This is a genomic window from Curtobacterium sp. MCBD17_019 (assembly GCF_003234555.1).
Taxonomy (GTDB): domain Bacteria; phylum Actinomycetota; class Actinomycetes; order Actinomycetales; family Microbacteriaceae; genus Curtobacterium.
Window position 1 is genome coordinate 81,201 of the sequence record NZ_QKTT01000005.1, and the last position, 17,057, is coordinate 98,257.

Here is a 17,057-nt window from a genome sequence, read left to right on the forward strand (position 1 = left end):
TCACGCTCCCAGCTGTCCGATGGGGCTGTCGTCGATCCCGGCGAGGATCGCGGCCGGGTCGTCGAACACGGCCACGGCCCCGGCCTCACGGAGCTCCGCCTCGGAGATGCCGCCGGACAGCACGCCGATCGCGGCGACGCCGGCCCGGCCCGCGGCGATGACGTCCCACTTGGAGTCACCGACCATGATGGCGTGGTCGGGATCGGCCCCGGAGCGCTCGAGCGCGAGCTGGATGATCCCGGGGTCCGGCTTCGCCTGCTCGACGTCACCGCCGCTCGTCACGACCTCGATCGTGTCCTCGATCTGCAGGAGCTCGCGGAGGATGGCGAGCTCGGCCTCGGGCGCGCTCGTCGCGAGGACGACCTTGTGCCCGCGGCGGGCGACCTCCTCGAGCAGATCGTGCACGCCGGGCAGGATGTGGAGCTCCTGGAAGTGCTCCCGGTAGTACGCCGTGTGGAACTCCTTCGCCTGCTTCGCGACGTCCGAGTCCGCGGAGCCCACGAGCTCTTCGAGGAGGCTCGACGAGTCCATGCCGATGCAGCGGTGGATGCGCCAGGCGTCGACGGGCTGCCCCGCGGCGTGGAAGGCACGCCACCAGGCGTCCACGTGGGGGTAGTTCGAGTCGGCGAGCGTGCCGTCGATGTCGAAGAGGACGGCGGTCGTGGGGTCGTCGGTCATGCTCCGAGCCAACTCCTCGACCGTCGTCCCCGTCGTCAGTGTCCTCAGGCTCGTCGTCCCCCGGTCAGAGTTCGACCGACTCGCCGACCGGGAGGATCGACATCGGCACGCCGCCGAGGCCGTCCGCACCGAGGAACTGCACGGTCGACTGCTGCCCGGGCTCGCTGAGGAGCAGCTCGTGGATCTGGATGGCGCGCTCGGGACGGACCTCGCGGACGTAGTCGACGGCCTCCTGCATGTGCGACCACGGGCCGCTCGTCGGCATGAGCAGCGTCGGCACGGCGACCCCGGGCACGAGGTAGGCGTCGCCCGGGTGGAAGACGATGCCGTCGACGAGGTACCCGACGTTCGGGATCGTCGGGATGTCCGGGTGGATGACGGCGTGGGTCTCGCCGAACACCCGCACCTCGACGGTGCCCACGGTGAACGTGTCGCCCGCGCCGACCGTCACGACCCGGCCGTCGTGGTCGCCGCCGATCTGGTCCGCGACACCCTCGGGCACGTAGGCGCGGAGCTCCGGGGCGGCGTCGAGTCCGGCACGGAGGGCGTCGGTGTCGAGGTGGTCGAAGTGCTCGTGCGTGACGAGCACCGCCGTCGCGCCGCGCACGAGCTCGGCGGACTCGGGCGTGAACGTCCCGGGATCGATGACGATCGTCACGTCGTCCTGCTCGAGCACGACGGTCGCGTGGTTGTACTTCGTGAGCCGCATGGGTCCTCCTGGTCGTTGGCGTCGGTCAAGTGTACAACCAGGTTGTACACCTTCCTCCCGCGAGATCGCAGTCGTCGCCGTTCTGGCAACCGTCCAAGCGGCGACGACTGCGATCTCGCAGAGGGGAGGCGGACGGGGCCGCCGGGTCAGCCGTCGGTGTGCTGCGCGATGCGGGCGAGGAGTTCGGGCATCCGCTCGAGCGCAGCCCGCTCGTCCGGGTCGAGCTCGGCGTCGATCGCCCGCGCCATCCACGACGTCCGTGCCCGACGGTCCGCGGTGAGCGCGAGCCGTCCGGCTTCCGTGATGCCGATGACCGACGCACGCGCATCGGTCGCGCTGGCGGTGCGCACGACGTGACCCAGGGCCTCCAGTTCGATGACGGTACGGCTCTGGCCCTGGTGGCGGACGCCGCGGCGCCGCGCCAGGTCGGCCGTCGTCATCGGACCCTCACGGTCGAGGTGACCGAGGGTGGCCGCGTGGGCCGGCGAGAGCGTGTCGGCGCGACCCCGACCGATGCGGACAAGGGTCCCGATCGCCGCCCGGAGGCGCTCCGCGAGCTCCTCGGTGCGGTCGTCGGTCCGGTCCATGGGTCCGACGGTACTGCGCCCGACGACCACGGCGCGACGAGGGTGCACGACCCGCCGCCACCGCAACGACGAGGGTGCACGACCCGCCGCACGCCATGAGCGGCAGCGGCGCGTCGTGCACCCTCGCGGAGCGGACCGGCCTCAGTCGACGTCCGACACCGCGCTCGACACGGCGGTCGGCGCGTCGTACTCCTGGTCCGGGATCTGCTTGAGGGCGTTGAGCACGTCGTCGTCGGCGCCCTCCTTCTCGGCCGTCGAGACGATGGTGTCCTTCGAGGCGGGGTAGTCGATCCCGCTCAGGAACTTCTGGATCTGGATCGGGTTCGGCGTTGCCATGGGGTTCTCCTCGTCGTTCGTTCCACCGGATGGTCGGACGACCACCCGTTCGTCACCCGGGAGGGACCGGGTGCGGCTCAGGGCTCCCGTCGTCCGACACCGAGCGCCTGCTCGGCGTCGATCGGAGGGAGGAGGACGTCCGGCGCGTCGACCGACCGGTCCGTCACGGTCGTCGGGGACTCGAGGTGCACGGCGCCCGACGGCACGATGCCGACGCCGCCCGCGCGCTCCATCACGCGCCACTGCGCGACGACGTCCTCGCCCGCGTGGCCCGTCGGGAGTTCCCGCCAGAAGTCGAAGCCGCCCGCGTCGAGGAGCACCGCGCGGTCGTACAGCACGCACGCACCCACCCACGCGACCCGGTAGGGCACCCATCCGCCGTGCGGGACGTCGAGGTCCGCGGCGATGTGGGCGAGGTTCGCGGCGTTGTGGAGCTGCCAGCGATCGTGGCCGGGCGTGCCGCGCCGGATGACCTCCGGCACGACCGGCCCGTCCCACCGCTCGAACGTCGTCTGCTGGTGCGGTCGCCGGTCGTCGAGGTACGACAGCCCCTGCACCGCGGACCCGACGAACCCGCAGCCGAGCTGCCGGATCGCGTCCAGCATGCGGGCGATCGAGTCGCGCTCGAGCCACACGTCGTCGTCGAGGAACAGCACGTACGGCGCGGTCGCGTGCTCGAGCAGGAACTGCCGGTGCTCGGCGAGCCCGTGCCGCTCGGGGTGCCGCAGGACGAGCGGCTGGCGGCCCTGGGCCTCCAGGACGCGGAGCATCGCCTGCACGCTCGGGTCGGCGAGCGGCGCACCGTCGACCGACTGGTCGCTGAGGACGAGCCGGAACGTCGGCTCGTCCTGCCCGGCGAGCCCGGCGAGCGTCGTGGCGAGCTCGGTGACCCGTCCGGCGGTCGGCACGAGCACGTCGACCACGGGCTCCGGTGCCGGCCGGGAGGCCCGTCCCCACTCGCCCGACCAGCGTGCGGCCGTCACGGGGTCGCCTCCGTCGCCGTGGTGGCGTCGTCCGCGTCGGTGACCGTCTCGGCCGCGGCGCGCTCGGCGGCCGCTCGCGCGGACTCGCGGATGCGGCGGACGACGTCGGTCGTCGAGTGCTCGGCGACGTAGTCGACCATGACGACCTCGCCACCGTAGGCACGGACGACCTCGGTCTCGGTGAGCATCTCGGGCGAGTAGTCGCCGCCCTTGACGTAGACGTCGGGCTGCAAGCGCTCGATGAGCGGCACGGGGGTGTCGGTCGGGAACACGGTGACCAGGTCGACCGACGCGAGGGCCGCGAGGACGCCCGCACGGTCCTCCGCCGTGTTGATCGGCCGCTCCGGCCCCTTGAGCCGGCGGACCGAGTCGTCGTCGTTCACCGCGACGACGAGCAGGTCGCCGAGCTCACGGGCCTGCCGCAGGTACGAGGTGTGACCGCGGTGCACGACGTCGAAGCAGCCGTTCGTGAACACGACGCGGCGGCCCGCGGCCCGGGCGGCGGCGACGGCGTCGGCCAGGTCGTCGTGGTCGACGATCGTGTCGGCCGGGGCGGAGACCGAGGCGACCAGGGCCTCGGCGGTGCAGATCGAGGTGCCGGCCTCGCGGACGACGACGTCGGCGGCGGCCTGGGCGAACCGGGCGGCGTCGGCGAGGGGCGTCCCCGTGGCGAGCGCGACGGACACGGCCGCACAGAACGTGTCGCCGGCGCCGGACGCCTGCTGCTCGGACGCCGGCGTCGCGCGGGTGCGGACCGGGGTGGTGTCAGCGGCGGTGTCGCCGGGCAACAGCACGGTGCCGTCCTTGTCGAGCGTGACGATGGCGTTCCGGGCACCGCTCACGGCGAGGACGGCGTCGCGGAGGCCCTCGACGACCGCGGGGCGTGCGGACCCCTGCCCGAGGGAACGGCCGAGGAGCTGCTCGGCCTCGCCACAGTTCGGCGTCACGAGGTCGGGGTGCAGGTCGTGCCAGCGGCCGAGGTCGTGCGCGTCGACGACCACGGCGGCCGGACGGTCGCGCAGCACCGCGGGGACCACGGCCTCCGGGGTCGTCCCGAGCCCGTAGTCGCACACCACGACCGCGTCGGCACCGCGGATGCCGGCGGTCACGGCCCGGGCGAGGGCGATCGTGTCCTGCTCGGTCGGGGGATCGGCGATCTCGTCGACGCGGACGAGGATCCGGTCGCCGCCGACGACCCGGGCCTTCGAGGTCGTGACGCCATGCGAGACGGGCACCAGACCGGACACGTCGACACCGTCGGCCGCCAGCCGGGCGCGGAGGATCCTCCCGGCCTCGTCGTCGCCGATCAGGCCGACCATGCGGACCTCCGCGCCGAGCGCCCGCGCGTTCACGGCGGTGTTCGCGGCACCACCGGGCACGTCGATGACCTCGGTGACGCGCACGACGGGGGCCGGGGCCTCCCGGCTCACCCGCTCGGCCTCACCGACGCTCCAGCGGTCGAGGATGACGTCCCCGACCACGACGACGAGCGGTCGCCGGTCCCGGGTGCGGTCCACGACCTCCCGGACGACGCGGAGGTCCCCACTCACCGGTCGCTCCGGCGCGGCGCCGATTCGAGGTGCACGACCGTGGTCGTCGTCATCTCGTCGAGCAGGTGCGGGCCGTACCCGAAGCCGGCACCCGACGCACCGCGCGGCTGGGCGCTGCCGCCCGGAGCGCCTCCGAACACGGCGTTCACCTTGACGGTGCCGACCGGGAGCTCGTCGCCGGCGCGGAGCGCGTGCTCCATGTCGTTCGTCAGGACCGTCGCGGCGAGGCCGTAGCGGTCGTCGGCGGCGAGGCGCAGTGCCTCGTCGAAGTCGTCAACGACCTGCACGGGCGCGATCGGGCCGAAGGTCTCCTCGTGCATGACGAGCATGTCGGGCGTGCAGTCGACGAGCACCGTCGCGGGGTAGAACGTGCCGGCGCCGTCGGGGATGCTGCCGCCGGTGAGGACCCGGGCGCCCTTGGCGACCGCGTCGTCGACGTGCGACTGGACCACGTTGCGCATCCGCTTGTCGACCAGGGGGCCGTAGCCGTCGGCGTCAGCGGCGGTCTTCGCCTCGGCCTCGGCGACGAGCGCGGTGACGAACGCGTCCGCGACCTCGCGGAGGACGTACACGCGCTCGACGCTCGTGCAGATCTGGCCGGTGTTGGCGAACGCGCCGAGCGCGGCCTGACCGGCGGCCCACGCCGGGTCGACGTCGTCGTCGACCACGAGCGCGTCGTTCCCGCCGTTCTCGCGGATGACGTGGGCACGGGTGCGCAGGGCCATCTCGGCGAGGACGTCACCCGTCGCGGTCGAGCCGACGTGCGCGTAGACGTCGATGCCGGGCTCGGCGAGCAGCGCCTCCCCCGTCGCCGCGTCACCCGTGATGCCGACGAGGACGCCCTCGGGCAGCGCCTCGGCCAGGATCTCGTTGAGGAGGGCCGCCGTGGCCGGGCAGCGCTCGCTCCCCTTGTGCACGACGGTGTCACCGGAGACGATCGCGGCACCGAGGATCCCGCACGCGACGGCGACCGGGTCGTTCCAGGGCGTCAGCGCGAGGACCACGCCGCGGGGGTGCGGCTTGGCGGTGTCCGTCGCGCCGAACGAGCCCCGCAGGACCTCGCCACGGTGCAGCGGGCCGAGCTCCGCGTACTGGATCAGCGTGTCGATGCCGGCCTGGACACCGCCGAGGGCGTCACCGGGGACCTTGCCGGTCTCGCGGGTGTTGAGCGCCGCGAGTTCCTCGGCACGCTCCTGCAGGTGCAGCGCTGCGGCCTTGAGGACCGCCCCACGCTGCCCCGGCGCCGTGCGGGACCAGGTCGCGAACGCCGTCCGCGCCCGCACGACCGCCTGCTCGATCTCCGCCGGGCTCGCGACCTCGACCCGGGAGGCGGTGCTGCCGTCGCGCGGGTTGGTCACCTCGATCACGCGGGGCGCGAGGCTGTCCTCGACGGTGGGCTCGGAGGGGGCGATCGCGGTGTCCAGGGCCAAGGGTGCTCCTCTGTCAGGGGGACGACCGGCCGAGGGCACGGTCATGGGCGTTCCGTCATCGTCGACGCGCGCGGGCATCGGTCCGCACGTACCCACACTGCTCCTCCGTCCCGGGACTGTCCGCCATCGCGGCCTCCCTTCGGCTCGCCTGTCCCCCGACCACGGCCCGCCCTGGAGTCCGCATCCGGCGGGTGCGCGGGCGAGGAGTACGGTGGACGGGCGTTCGCGTGAGGTGTGCCGGGAAGACTGGTCGGCGATCCGTCGACCGACCCTCCCGAGGAGATCCCATGTCACTCGCCCCACGAGCCGAGCGCTGCCCGTGAGCGCGGACGACGCGTTCACCCTGGCGGTCGGGCTCGCCGGGCTCGCCGCGGTCGCGGCCGTCGTCTCGAGTCGCCTCAGCACGCTCATCCGCGTCCCGTCGCCCGCGCTGTTCCTCATCGCCGCGGTCGCGGCGTCGTCCTTCTTCCCCGTGCTCGAGACCGTTCCGCGCGTGCTCGACGAACACGTCGTCAGCGTCGCGCTGGTCTTCATCCTCTTCGACGGCGGCATGCACATCGGCTGGTCCCGGTTCCGGAACTCGCTCGGCCCCATCACCTGGCTCGGGGTCGCGGGGACCGCCGTGACCGCGGCGGGGGTCGCGCTCGCTGGACACCTCCTGCTCGAGCTCCCGTGGCAGCAGTCGTTGCTGCTCGGGGCCGCACTCGCCCCCACCGATCCCGCGGTCGTGTTCTCCGTGCTCGGCAAGCGCGAGATCTCGGGCCGCTCCGGCACGATCCTCGAGGGTGAGTCCGGCGCGAACGACCCGGTCGGCATCGCGTTGATGGTCAGCCTGCTCGCCGCGACCGGTGCCGGCCTCGACGCGGTGACCCAGGGCCTCCTGACGTTCGTGCTGCAACTCCTGATCGGCACGGCCGTGGGCGTCCTCGGCGGCCTGACGCTCCGGTGGGCCCTGCAGCGCCTCGCGTTGCCGAACGAGGCGCTGCACTCGATCTGGACACTCGCATTCGCGGTCGTGCTCTACGCGGTGGGCACGCTCCTGCACGGGTCCGGGTTCCTCGCCGTGTTCCTCGCCGGCATCCTGATCGGCGACGTCCGCGCGCCGTTCAAGCGCGAGATAGACCGGTTCAGCTCGGGGTTCTCGAACCTGGCGGAGATCGTCGTGTTCACCCTGCTCGGCCTGAGCACCGACGTGGCCGCGGTCGTCCGACCCGATGTCCTCCTGCCGGGGCTCCTCATCGCGGCCCTGTTGATCCTCGTCGTCCGGCCGCTGTTCGTCGGTGCGCTGACCCTCCCCCTGCGCCTGCGGTGGGGTGAGCGCGCATTCGTGCTGTGGGCGGGACTCAAGGGGGCCGTGCCGATCCTGCTCGGACTCTCGATCCTCGCCTCGGGCGTGGCACACGCGGACCGGCTGTTCGGCATCATCTTCGTCGTGGTGGTGTGCTCGGTGGTGCTGCAGGGCGGTCTCGTCCCGTTCTTCGCCCGGCGCTTCTACATCCCGATGCGGGTGCGCGAGCCGGAGCCCTTCGCGGTCGGCATGCGTCTGACGGCGGAACCGGAGGGACTGCACCGCCATGTCGTCCAGCACGGGTCCGAGGCGGACGGTCGCCGCGTCGACGAGCTCCTCGACGGCGAGGACGGCTGGATCAGCGTCGTGCGTCGGCAGGGTCGGCTCATCCGGCTGCGGCGGGACACCGTCCTGCACGAGGGTGACGAGGTCCTCGCCCTCGCGGACGACGAGGGCGGTCTGGATCGGCTGTTCGACGCGCCCTGAGCGGGAGACCACCCGCGCACGGTGCGGCCGCGCGCCCGTGAGTCCGGTCAGCGCTGCGCGCCGGCCGCGGGCGCCAGCGCATCGAGGGCAGCGGTCTGCTCGGCCGTGAGCTCCACCGCGCCCGCCGCCAGGTTCTCCGCGAGGTGGTCGGCGTTCGCTGTTCCGGGGATCAGCAGCGTGTTCGGCGCGTGCCCGAGCAGCCAGGCCAGGCCGACCTGCGCCGGGGAGGCCCCCAGCTCGGCCGCGATCCGCTGCACCGCGGGTTCGTCCGTCACCTTCGGCAGACCGGGGAAACCCCTGCCGAGCGGGAAGAACGGCACCCAGGCGATGTCCTCGGCGACGCAGAGTGTGAGCATCGCCTCGAACTCGCGGGCGACGAGGGAGTACGCGTTCTGCACGCAGACCACGCCGACCGGGAGCGCCCGCCGGAGGCTCTCGATCCGCACCGCGCTGAGCCCGATCCCGCCGATCAGCCCCTCGTCGCGCATCGCGGTCATCTCGGCCAGCTGGTCGTCGAGGTCAACGAGGTCCTCGTCCGGCACGGTGAGACCGGGGCCGATCTCGGGGCGGCGGAGGTTGACGACGTCGAGTCGATCGCGTCCGAGCGTGCGGAGGTTCGCCTCGACCTGTGCACGGAGTTCCTCCGGTCGCTGCGCCAGCACGAGCGGGATCGGCGCGTCGACGCGGACCGCTCCCACCTTGCTGACGACCGCCACGGCGTCCGAGGACCCGATCGCCCGACGGATGACGTCGTTCGCGACCCCGTCGCCGTAGAACTCGGCAGTGTCGATGTGGTCCACCCCGAGCTCGACGGCGTGACGGAGGAACGCTGCCCCGGCCTCCCGGTCGTCGTCGAACCGTTCGAGCGCCATCGCGCCGTACCCGATGCGAGCGATCGCGCGCCCGGCGAGCGTCGCCGTCCCTCCGGGGATCGTCGTGTGGTCTGCCATCATGGCTCCTGTCGTCGTCGGAAACGGAGGACCCTCCGCTCTCCGCGACGCTACCACTGGTCCGGAGGTACCTCCGCTTTGTCGTCCGCTCCCCCGCCCGCTCCCCCGCCCGCGCGTCGTCCGCGCGCCGATGCCGCGCGCAACCGCGCCAGGATCGTCGAGGTCGCACGCGCGTCCTTCACCGACACCGGCCAGGACGCGTCGCTCGAGGGGATCGCGCGCGCCGCCGGCGTCGGGATCGGCACGCTCTACCGCCACTTCCCGACCCGCGAGGACCTGGTCGCCGCGGTCTACGACACCGAGCTCACATCGGTCCTCGCCACCGTCGAGCCACTCCTCGCCCGCCACACGCCCGACGTCGCCCTGCGGACCTTCATGGACCGGTACGCCGCGTTCGTCGTCACGAAGCGCGGGATGGCCGAGACCCTCCGTGCCGGGGCCTTCCGCGATGCCGTCGGGAGCGCCCGGACCCGCGAGCGCGTCAACGCCGCGATCGCCACGATCCTCGCCGCGGGGGCGGCCCTCGGCGTCCTGCGCCCGGCGGTCCCCGCCGACGACGTCACCGCCGCGCTGGTCGGGGTGTTCCTCGCGACCGCGGGCGTGGAGGACCAGGAGCAGGTCGGGCGGTTGCTCGACCTGCTCGTGTCGGGCCTCCGGCCCTGACCGCGCGGCGCCACTTCGAACCGGCCCCGTCCGTTCGAACCGCGGAACACGGGTGTTCGACCGGCATCGGGCGGTTCGATCAGGAAGCGGCGCCCGCCGGCGACGTGACCGCGGCGCGCGGAACGCCACCCAGCGCCTCCCGGTAGACAGGAGGACGCACCCGCGCGCCGTTCGGCGTGCCGCACCACGAGGAGGCCCGGTGTTCCCGATCGGTCAAGCACAGCCCGCGTTCGAGGACGTCCGCGAGATCGCGGTCCTGCGCGGCGGCGGACTCGGGGACCTGCTGTTCGCCATGCCGGCGATCGACGCGCTCGCCGCCGCGTACCCGGAGGCCCGCATCACCCTCCTCGGCACGCCCATGGCCGCCGCGCTGCTCGCCGACCGGCCCTCGTCGATCGACGCCGTCGAGGTGCTCCCCGTGGCGCCGGGTGTCCGCGAGGTCGCCGGGCAGGAGTCCGACCCCGCCGAGGTCGACGCGTTCACCGCCCGACTGCACGGGCGCTTCGACCTCGCCGTCCAGGTGCACGGCGGCGGCCGGAACTCCAATCCGTTCCTGCTGCGCCTCGGCGCACGACACACCGTCGGCACCGCGACCGAGGACGCCGAGGTCCTCGAGCGCTGGGTCCGCTACGTCTACTACCAGCACGAGGTGCTCCGGGCGCTCGAGGTCGCCGGGCTCGCCGGTGCCGCACCCGTCGTGCTCGATCCCGTCGTCCACGTGTCCGACGACGAGCGCGCGGCCGCCGTCGCCCGGATCGAGGACGCGATCGGCGCACCGCTCGCCGGGCGCCGGGTCGTCGCGGTCCACCCCGGCGCGACGGACCCCCGGCGCCGTTGGCCCGAGGAACGCTTCGCCGCGGTGGCGGCCGCCCGCATGGCCCAGGGCGACGTCGTCATCGTCGTCGGCGACGAGTCGGACCGGGAGGCCGCGATCACCATCGCGCGCTCGGCCACCGACATCGCGGGTCCGGACAGCCCCGGGCAGATCGTCGACCTCGCGGGGGTGCTCGGCCTCGGGGAGCTCCCGGGGACACTCGCGATCGCGGACGTCATGGTCGCCGACGACTCGGGGCCGCGGCACCTCGCGGTCGCGGTCGGCACCCGCACGGTCGGGATCTTCTGGTTCGGCAACGTCGTCAACGCGGCGCCGTTCGACCGGGGGCGCCACCGGGTCGAGATGAGCTTCACGACGCACTGCCCCGTGTGCGGCGTCGACGTCACCCAGGTCGGCTGGACCGCGGAGCGCTGCGAGCACGACCCGTCGTTCGTGGCCGAGGTCGGGGTCGAGGTGGTGCTCGCCGACGTCGCGGACCTGCTGGCGACCGCACCCGATCACGCGGCGGCCGTCAGCGCCGCGGCGCGAGCAACCAGGGGCGGATGAGCCGCGTCACGAACGGCAGCACCCAGAACGTCATGACCGGCGTGAGGACGAGCGTCGTCAGCAGGACCTTCGGCACGGTCGGGAACGTCGGCCAGAACGGCACGAACGCGGTCACGAGCAGCGTGAACACGAGGTTCACCGGGAAGAACCCGAGCCAGATCGACACCGCCTGCTTCCACCGGGGCGGTGCGCTGTCCGACGGCGCACCGCGCGGCACGTCGAACCACCCCTCGATCCCCGTGCGCTTCTCCACCCGGGACTCCACGACGAGGTCCCGGCCCTCGTCGAGCCACCGGAGGCGGTCGTCCGAGTTCTCCCACGTGGCCAGCGTCGTGTGGTCGGCGAACCGGTAGAGCATGTGCCACTCGCGCGAGGTCGCGTGCGAGCGGACCCATCCCGACCCGAGGAACCCCGGGTAGCGGTTCGCGAGGTTCACGCCCGACTGGACCCAGCGGGTGACCTCGGGGATGCGGGCGGGTTCGACGAGGCGGGTGATGGACACGGTGACGGGGAGGCCGATGGTCGCTTGTGGCGTGATGGCGTCCCCAGGCTCGGCTGGAGTCATGACGACGATCATTCCGCGCCCGTGTTTCCCGCACGTGACGTCGACCAGGCACCGCGCCGTCAGTGCACGCGCTCGACCTCCGCGCGGAAGAACGCCTCGGCACGAGCGCGACGATCCCCGTCGAGATCGCAGAACACGCCGCTCACCTCGGAAGGTGAACGGCGTGTTCTGCGATCTCGGCGGAACCGGAGGCCGAGGCCGGAGGCCGGAGGCCGGGCCGGGGGCCTACGGCCAGCTGGGCTCCTCGGCCGGCATGATCGCGAGCTCGCGGATCTCGCACCCGGCGGGCTGGCTCAGGGCGAAGATGATCGCGTTCGCGACGTACTCCGGCTCGATGAGCTTGGCGTCCGGCCCCGGCTTGTACTGCTCGGTGCGGCCCTCGAAGAACGCGGTGCGCATGCCCGCGGGGATGATGTTCGTCACGCCGACGACGCCCCGGGTCTCGGCCGCGAGCGCCTGGGAGAACCCGCGGACGCCGAACTTCGACGCGGAGTACGCGGTGCCGTCGCCGACGCCCTTGAGCGCCAGCGAGGACGAGATGATGACGACGCGGCCGTTCGAGGCCTCGAGCGCGGGCAGGGCAGCCCGCACGGTCGCGGCGGTGCCGAGCAGGTTGACGCCGACGATGCGCTCCCAGTCGCCGGACGAGATGCCGCCGATCGGGGCCGGCTTGTCGATGCCCGCGGCGGTGACGACGGCGTCGAGGCCACCGTGACGCTCGGCGGCGTCACGCACGGCCTGCTCGGTGGCGGCGGTGTCGGTGACGTCGACGGCCACGCTGTCCCACTCGCTCGGGACCGCGTCGGTCTTCAGGTCGAGCACGATCGGGGTGCCGCCCGCCTCGGCGACGGCGGCGGCGACGGCGGCACCGAGGCCGCTCGCACCGCCGGTGACGAGCACGCGGCCGATGGGCGTGGTGGGGATGGGCATGGGTGTTCCTTTCGGTTCTGCGGTCGGACGGGAGGCGCGACGGCGGACGGCTGCCGCGCCTCCCGGCCGGACGTGGTCGGGATGGTGCGCGCTCGCGCTACCCGACGCGTTCGAGGGCGGCGGCGAGCCGCGTGGTCGAGCGTCCCGGGTGGAACGGCACGGTGACGACGCGACCACCCCACTCGGCGAGGGTCCGGGACTCCGGGAGCTCGTCGGCGGAGTAGTCACCGCCCTTCGCCCAGACGTCGGGCTGGAAGCGGCGGAGGGCCTCGTCGGGCGTCGACTCGTCGAACACGATGACGGCGTCGACGCAGTCGAGCGCGAGGAGGAGCTCGACGCGGTCCTCCTGCGTCATGATCGGCCGGTCGGGGCCCTTGAGCCCGCGGACGGAGCTGTCCGAGTTGAGGCAGACCACGAGGCAGTCGCCCAGCGCTCGGGCGGCCGACAGGGTGCGGGCGTGGCCGGCGTGGAGCAGGTCGAAGCAGCCACCGGTCGCGACCACGGTGCCGCCCGCGGCGCGGACGTCGTGGGCGACCCGGATGGCGTCCCGGTCACTGCCCGGCACGGTGACCGGTGCGGGAGGCGCGAGGAGCGACGCGACGCCGCCCGCGGCCAGGTAGGCGGAGGCGTCGGCGACACCCGCCGCGACGGCGTCCTCGGTCGAGGCGCCCTGCGCGAGCGCGACGGCGACGCCGGCCGCGAGCCGATCACCGGCGCCACAGGGGTCGCCCGCGGTGACGGAGGGCGCGGGGACGAAGCGGGAGTCGCCGGCGTCGGTGCGGAGCAACGCGCCCTTCTCGCCCATCGTGACGGCGACCGCGTGGGCGGACCAGTCGGCGACGAGCTGCTCGCCGGCGACCGTGGCGAAGGGCACGCCGGAGCCGGTCGCGCCGGAGAAGCCCCGGGCCTCCGCGGAGTTCGGGGTGGCGACCGCGATGCCCGGGACCGGCTGCGCGCCCTTCGGGTGCGGGTCCCACACGACGGGGGTGGTCTCGGCGACGCGGGTCAGGGCCTCCCGGAGCGCGGGAGCGGCGGCGAGGCCACGGCCGTAGTCGGCGACGACGATCGCGTCGGCGCCCTCGAGCGCGGCGGTCATGTCCGCGGTCACATCCGGCACGGGCGGCGTCGCGCAGGCCTCGTCGATGCGGACGAGCGCGTGGTCGCCGACACGCACGCGGGTCTTGACGGGGGTCGCGACGCCGGAGTCCCCGGCGACGACGCGGACGCCGGGCATGCCGTCCCGGAGCTCGGCGCCCCGGTCGTCCTGGCCGAGGACGGTGACGAGCGTGACGTCGTGGCCGTCGCGCGCGAGCATGGTCGCGACGAGCCCGGCACCACCGGCGCGGCGGACCTCGTCCTGCACGTCGAGCACGGGCACGGGCGCGTCGGGGCTGAGGCGCTCCGAGGTCCCGGTGACGTCGACGTCGAGCAGGGTGTCGCCGACGACGACGATCCGCGTGCGGGTGGTGTCCGTGCGGGCGTTCATCGGCGGCCTCCCCGGAGTCCCTTGAGCGCGGGCTCCATGGCCCGGCAGAGTGCGTGCACGAGGACGAGCTGGGCCTCCTGCACGTTGGCGGAGGGCCCGTCGATGCAGATCGCGTCGTCGACGACCTCGGCGAGGGGGTTCGGGCGCGACCCGGTCATCGCCCAGGTGCGGACGCCGATCGAGCGGGCGGCACGGGCTGCGTTGAGCAGGTTCTCGCTCTTGCCGCTCGTCGAGAGCAGCACGAGGACGTCGCCGGCGCGGGCGTGCGCGTGCACCTGGCGGGCGAAGACGTGCTCGTAGCCGTAGTCGTTCCCGATCGCGGTGACCGCGGAGGACTCGGCGTGCAACGAGATCGCACTGAAGGCGGGACGGTCCCCGTCGAACCGGCCGACGAGCTCGCTCGTCAGGTGCTGCGCCTCCGCCGCGGAGCCGCCGTTGCCGGCCGCGAGGAGCCGCTGGCCCCGGCCGAGCCGCGACGCGAGGTCGTCGGCCCACGCCGCGATGTGGTCGCCGTGCTCGGCGAGGGACGCGATGACCGGGACGGACGCGGCGATGTGGTCGAGGACGAGCGACGCGCTCGAGGCCGGCTCGTCCGACGTCGGCCGAGCGGTGGTGGCGGGCAGGTCGATGGTCATCGGAGGGTCCTTCCGGCGGTGCCCAGGGGGGCGGGGTCGAGCGTGGGGACGGCACCGGCACGGCGACGTCCGGGACGGGTGGAACGGCGACCGGTGATGCGGTCGTACACCCGCTCGGAGTCGGTGGCGATGCGCGCCCACGAGTAGCGGGACTCGACCCGCTCGCGGCCGGCGCGGCCGAACGCCACGCGACGGTCGGGGTCGTCGAGGATCGCGGCGACGGCCTCGGCGACCGCGGCGGCGTCCCGCGGCGGCACGTGCAGGCCGGTGGCGTCCTCGACGACGGTGTCGATGAGGCCGCCGACGCTCGACGCGACGACCGGGACGCCGCAGGCCATGGCCTCGAGCGGCACGATCCCGAACGGCTCGTACCACGGGGCGCACACGACGACGTCGGCGCTCCGGAGGACGGTCGGGATCTCGCGCTGGGACAGCTGGCCGCGGAAGGTCACGTGGTCCCGCACGCCGAGCCGGGTGGCCAGGGCGTCGAGGCGCTGGTACTCCGGGTCGTCCACGAGGTCGGCCCCGGCGGTCCCCGCCCCACCCACGATGACGAGTTCGACGTCGCGGCCCGCGTGCACGAGGCGGGCGAGCGCGTCGATCGTCGTGCCGACGCCCTTGCGCTGCACGAGCCGGGAGGCCGTGACGACCCGGTGCCGCCGGCTGCGGACCTCGGTCAGGCCGTCCGGCGTGAACGCGTCGACGTCGACCCCGCAGGGCACCACCGAGATGCTGCGGTTCGGGATGCCGAGGGCCTTGAGCTCGAACGCCTCGTCGGAGCACGTCGCGATGACCTGGTCGGCGCGGCGCCCGACCTCCGGTTCGAGCCACTCGCGCTCGTTCGGGCTGGTGTCGGCCGAGCCCTGGTGGCGGCGCTTCACGACGCCGAGCGCGTGGTAGGTGTGCACGACGGGGATGCGCGGTCCGTCGCTGTGGGCACCGAGCTGCTGTGCTGCGTCGAGGGCCGCGAGCCCCGACATCCAGAAGTGGCTGTGCACGATGTCGGGGCGGTCGACGGTCCACGCGGCGACGAGGAACGAGGCGAACTGCCCCATGTACTGGAGCAGGTCGTCCTTCGGCAGGCGTTCGGCCGGCCCGGCGTCGACGTGCACGACGTCCACACCGGGGCGGAGCGACACCCGGCGCGGCAGGGTCGCATCGTCGCGCCGCGTGTAGACCGTCACCTGGTGCCCGCGCTCGGCGAGCGCCCCGGACAGGGCTGCGACGTGGACGTTCTGGCCGCCGGCGTCGACGCCCCCGAGCGTGGCCAGCGGGCTGGCGTGCTCCGAGACCATGGCGATCTTCATGCGCGGTTCCTTCCGTCGGTGCCATCGGCGACCGGGGCTGCGCCGACCAGGTCGGTGAGCGGTGCCGGGGCCGGTGCGGATCGGTGGTGTGCTGCGAGGTGACGCTCCTGCACGCCGTTGAGGAGGTCGTCCCAGTCGCCGAGGAACCGCTCCAGGGAGTGGCGCGCGAGCACGGCCTCCCGGGCGACGAGGCCGCGGCGACGCGCCTCGTCGGGGTCGGCGACGAGGTGTCGGGCGGTGGCGACGAGGTCTTCCACGTCGGTCGAGATCGCGCCGGCCTCGGCGGGGACCGCACGGGCCGCCTCGGTCGTGCCGAGGACGACCACCGGCATCGCCATGTGCATCGCCTCGAGCAGGGACAGCCCGAGCGACGTCCAGCGGTTGAGGTGCAGGTAGGCGCGGCGCTCGGCGAGCTGCGTGTGCATCGGGTCGGGCTTGACGTCCCCCATCACGCCGAGCCGGTCCGGACCGAGTCCGAGGGCGTCCGGGAGCTGGTCGGTGCCCATCCCGAACGCGTCGACGGGGGCGACCGCCGCGAACCGCGGCACGAGGTCGGTCCCGGCGACGCGCGTCCGGCGGACGGGCTCGTTGACCACGACCCCGAACCGCGCGAGCGTGCCGGTGTACCGCGGACCGGGGTCGACGACGCCGTGTTCGATCACCGTCGTGGCGGTCGTGCCGCAGTCCCACATGAGGGCGTTGAAGTGCGTGACGTGCGCGATGAGGACGTCGTCCCGGTCGCGCAGCGGGTGCAGGGACGCGGGGACGTCGACCCGGGGGGCGTTGTGCTCGACGAAGACCGCCGGGACGTCGCGGCCGAGACGGGCACCGAGCAGGCGTTCGGCCTCGGCGAGCTCTTCGGTGCGCTGCAGGACGACGACGTCGACGTCGGCGTCGCGCACGGCCTCCGGCGCGATCTCGACGACGTTCTCGGGCCAGAGCCGGTCGGCGCGACCGAGGCCCCAGGCGTCACGGGCGGGGGTGGTGGGGACGAGGTAGTCGTGCTGACCCCGGACGAACGCGTCCATCCAGCCGCCGTGCACGTGCCACACCAGGATCCGCACGCCATACCTCCTGCTCGTCCGTCCCCGGC

17 protein-coding genes are annotated in these 17,057 nt (G+C 73.7%); 3 read left to right on the forward strand and 14 right to left on the reverse strand.

Features of this window, described 5'->3' with window-relative positions:
* The 7 genes from DEI82_RS06495 to DEI82_RS06525 all read right to left on the reverse strand — a co-directional run bounded on the left by DEI82_RS06495 (position 1) and on the right by DEI82_RS06525 (position 6,267).
* Positions 1 to 678, reverse strand: a complete 678-nt coding sequence (locus tag DEI82_RS06495; protein ID WP_111010670.1) for an HAD family hydrolase — start codon at positions 676 to 678, stop codon at positions 1 to 3.
* A gap of 64 nt (positions 679 to 742) precedes the next feature.
* Positions 743 to 1,387 carry an MBL fold metallo-hydrolase gene (locus DEI82_RS06500; RefSeq protein WP_111036179.1) on the reverse strand — a complete coding sequence of 215 codons (645 nt, stop codon included), beginning with the start codon at positions 1,385 to 1,387 and terminating at the stop codon, positions 743 to 745.
* 146 nt (positions 1,388 to 1,533) lie between these two features.
* Positions 1,534 to 1,974 carry a MarR family winged helix-turn-helix transcriptional regulator gene (locus DEI82_RS06505; RefSeq protein WP_111036181.1) on the reverse strand — a complete coding sequence of 147 codons (441 nt, stop codon included), beginning with the start codon at positions 1,972 to 1,974 and terminating at the stop codon, positions 1,534 to 1,536.
* Positions 1,975 to 2,115: 141 nt separating this feature from the next.
* The gene (locus DEI82_RS06510) at positions 2,116 to 2,310 is read right to left on the reverse strand and encodes a DUF2795 domain-containing protein (protein ID WP_111010710.1); all 195 of its coding nucleotides are present in this window, start codon (positions 2,308 to 2,310) and stop codon (positions 2,116 to 2,118) included.
* A gap of 77 nt (positions 2,311 to 2,387) precedes the next feature.
* Complete coding sequence (locus tag DEI82_RS06515; RefSeq protein ID WP_111010664.1) at positions 2,388 to 3,293, reverse strand: glycosyltransferase family 2 protein; 906 nt, start codon at positions 3,291 to 3,293, stop codon at positions 2,388 to 2,390.
* Positions 3,290 to 4,843: a D-glycero-beta-D-manno-heptose 1-phosphate adenylyltransferase gene (rfaE2, locus tag DEI82_RS06520; RefSeq protein ID WP_111036183.1), complete on the reverse strand. Its 1,554-nt coding sequence runs from the start codon at positions 4,841 to 4,843 to the stop codon at positions 3,290 to 3,292. Before rfaE2 ends, DEI82_RS06515 begins: the two co-directional genes overlap by 4 nt.
* Entirely contained in the window at positions 4,840 to 6,267 is a 1,428-nt protein-coding gene (locus tag DEI82_RS06525; protein WP_375334613.1) for an aldehyde dehydrogenase family protein, read from the reverse strand. Before DEI82_RS06525 ends, rfaE2 begins: the two co-directional genes overlap by 4 nt.
* A gap of 325 nt (positions 6,268 to 6,592) precedes the next feature.
* Between DEI82_RS06525 and DEI82_RS06530 the strand changes: the two genes are divergently transcribed.
* On the forward strand, positions 6,593 to 8,047 hold the full coding sequence (locus tag DEI82_RS06530; protein ID WP_220037241.1) for a cation:proton antiporter: 1,455 nt from the start codon (positions 6,593 to 6,595) through the stop codon (positions 8,045 to 8,047).
* A gap of 47 nt (positions 8,048 to 8,094) precedes the next feature.
* Here the strand turns inward: DEI82_RS06530 and DEI82_RS06535 are convergent, their stop codons facing one another.
* Positions 8,095 to 8,997, reverse strand: a complete 903-nt coding sequence (locus DEI82_RS06535) for an aldo/keto reductase (protein WP_111036333.1) — start codon at positions 8,995 to 8,997, stop codon at positions 8,095 to 8,097.
* A 78-nt stretch (positions 8,998 to 9,075) separates the two neighbouring features.
* On the opposite strand from DEI82_RS06535, the gene DEI82_RS06540 reads away from it, so the two are divergent.
* Complete coding sequence (locus tag DEI82_RS06540) at positions 9,076 to 9,660, forward strand: TetR/AcrR family transcriptional regulator (RefSeq protein ID WP_111036188.1); 585 nt, start codon at positions 9,076 to 9,078, stop codon at positions 9,658 to 9,660.
* 199 nt (positions 9,661 to 9,859) lie between these two features.
* Complete coding sequence (locus DEI82_RS06545) at positions 9,860 to 11,041, forward strand: glycosyltransferase family 9 protein (protein WP_258371990.1); 1,182 nt, start codon at positions 9,860 to 9,862, stop codon at positions 11,039 to 11,041.
* On the opposite strand, the gene DEI82_RS06550 is transcribed toward DEI82_RS06545, so the two are convergent.
* The 6 genes from DEI82_RS06550 to DEI82_RS06575 all read right to left on the reverse strand — a co-directional run bounded on the left by DEI82_RS06550 (position 11,007) and on the right by DEI82_RS06575 (position 17,028).
* On the reverse strand, positions 11,007 to 11,606 hold the full coding sequence (locus tag DEI82_RS06550) for an antibiotic biosynthesis monooxygenase (RefSeq protein WP_111036335.1): 600 nt from the start codon (positions 11,604 to 11,606) through the stop codon (positions 11,007 to 11,009). The genes DEI82_RS06545 and DEI82_RS06550 overlap by 35 nt on opposite strands.
* Positions 11,607 to 11,831: 225 nt before the next feature.
* Positions 11,832 to 12,536: an SDR family oxidoreductase gene (locus DEI82_RS06555; RefSeq protein WP_111010658.1), complete on the reverse strand. Its 705-nt coding sequence runs from the start codon at positions 12,534 to 12,536 to the stop codon at positions 11,832 to 11,834.
* Between the two features lie 97 nt (positions 12,537 to 12,633).
* Positions 12,634 to 14,022, reverse strand: a complete 1,389-nt coding sequence (locus DEI82_RS06560; protein WP_111036190.1) for a PfkB family carbohydrate kinase — start codon at positions 14,020 to 14,022, stop codon at positions 12,634 to 12,636.
* Complete coding sequence (locus DEI82_RS06565; RefSeq protein ID WP_111013017.1) at positions 14,019 to 14,657, reverse strand: SIS domain-containing protein; 639 nt, start codon at positions 14,655 to 14,657, stop codon at positions 14,019 to 14,021. Before DEI82_RS06565 ends, DEI82_RS06560 begins: the two co-directional genes overlap by 4 nt.
* A complete protein-coding gene (locus DEI82_RS06570; protein WP_111036192.1) occupies positions 14,654 to 15,964 on the reverse strand; it encodes a glycosyltransferase in 1,311 nt (436 codons plus the stop codon). The genes DEI82_RS06565 and DEI82_RS06570 overlap by 4 nt, the downstream gene beginning before the upstream one ends.
* Positions 15,961 to 17,028: a glycosyltransferase gene (locus tag DEI82_RS06575; RefSeq protein ID WP_111036194.1), complete on the reverse strand. Its 1,068-nt coding sequence runs from the start codon at positions 17,026 to 17,028 to the stop codon at positions 15,961 to 15,963. The genes DEI82_RS06570 and DEI82_RS06575 overlap by 4 nt, the downstream gene beginning before the upstream one ends.
* Positions 17,029 to 17,057 lie beyond the last annotated feature (29 nt).

Coding starts and splice junctions, on each gene's coding strand:
- DEI82_RS06495 (WP_111010670.1), bottom strand. CDS start 678: ATGACCGACGACCCCACGACCGCCGTCCTCTTCGACATCGACGGCACG.
- DEI82_RS06510 (WP_111010710.1), bottom strand. CDS start 2,310: ATGGCAACGCCGAACCCGATCCAGATCCAGAAGTTCCTGAGCGGGATC.
- DEI82_RS06565 (WP_111013017.1), bottom strand. CDS start 14,657: ATGACCATCGACCTGCCCGCCACCACCGCTCGGCCGACGTCGGACGAG.
- DEI82_RS06500 (WP_111036179.1), bottom strand. CDS start 1,387: ATGCGGCTCACGAAGTACAACCACGCGACCGTCGTGCTCGAGCAGGAC.
- DEI82_RS06555 (WP_111010658.1), bottom strand. CDS start 12,536: ATGCCCATCCCCACCACGCCCATCGGCCGCGTGCTCGTCACCGGCGGT.
- DEI82_RS06560 (WP_111036190.1), bottom strand. CDS start 14,022: ATGAACGCCCGCACGGACACCACCCGCACGCGGATCGTCGTCGTCGGC.
- DEI82_RS06570 (WP_111036192.1), bottom strand. CDS start 15,964: ATGAAGATCGCCATGGTCTCGGAGCACGCCAGCCCGCTGGCCACGCTC.
- DEI82_RS06550 (WP_111036335.1), bottom strand. CDS start 11,606: ATGACTCCAGCCGAGCCTGGGGACGCCATCACGCCACAAGCGACCATC.
- DEI82_RS06535 (WP_111036333.1), bottom strand. CDS start 8,997: ATGGCAGACCACACGACGATCCCCGGAGGGACGGCGACGCTCGCCGGG.
- DEI82_RS06505 (WP_111036181.1), bottom strand. CDS start 1,974: ATGGACCGGACCGACGACCGCACCGAGGAGCTCGCGGAGCGCCTCCGG.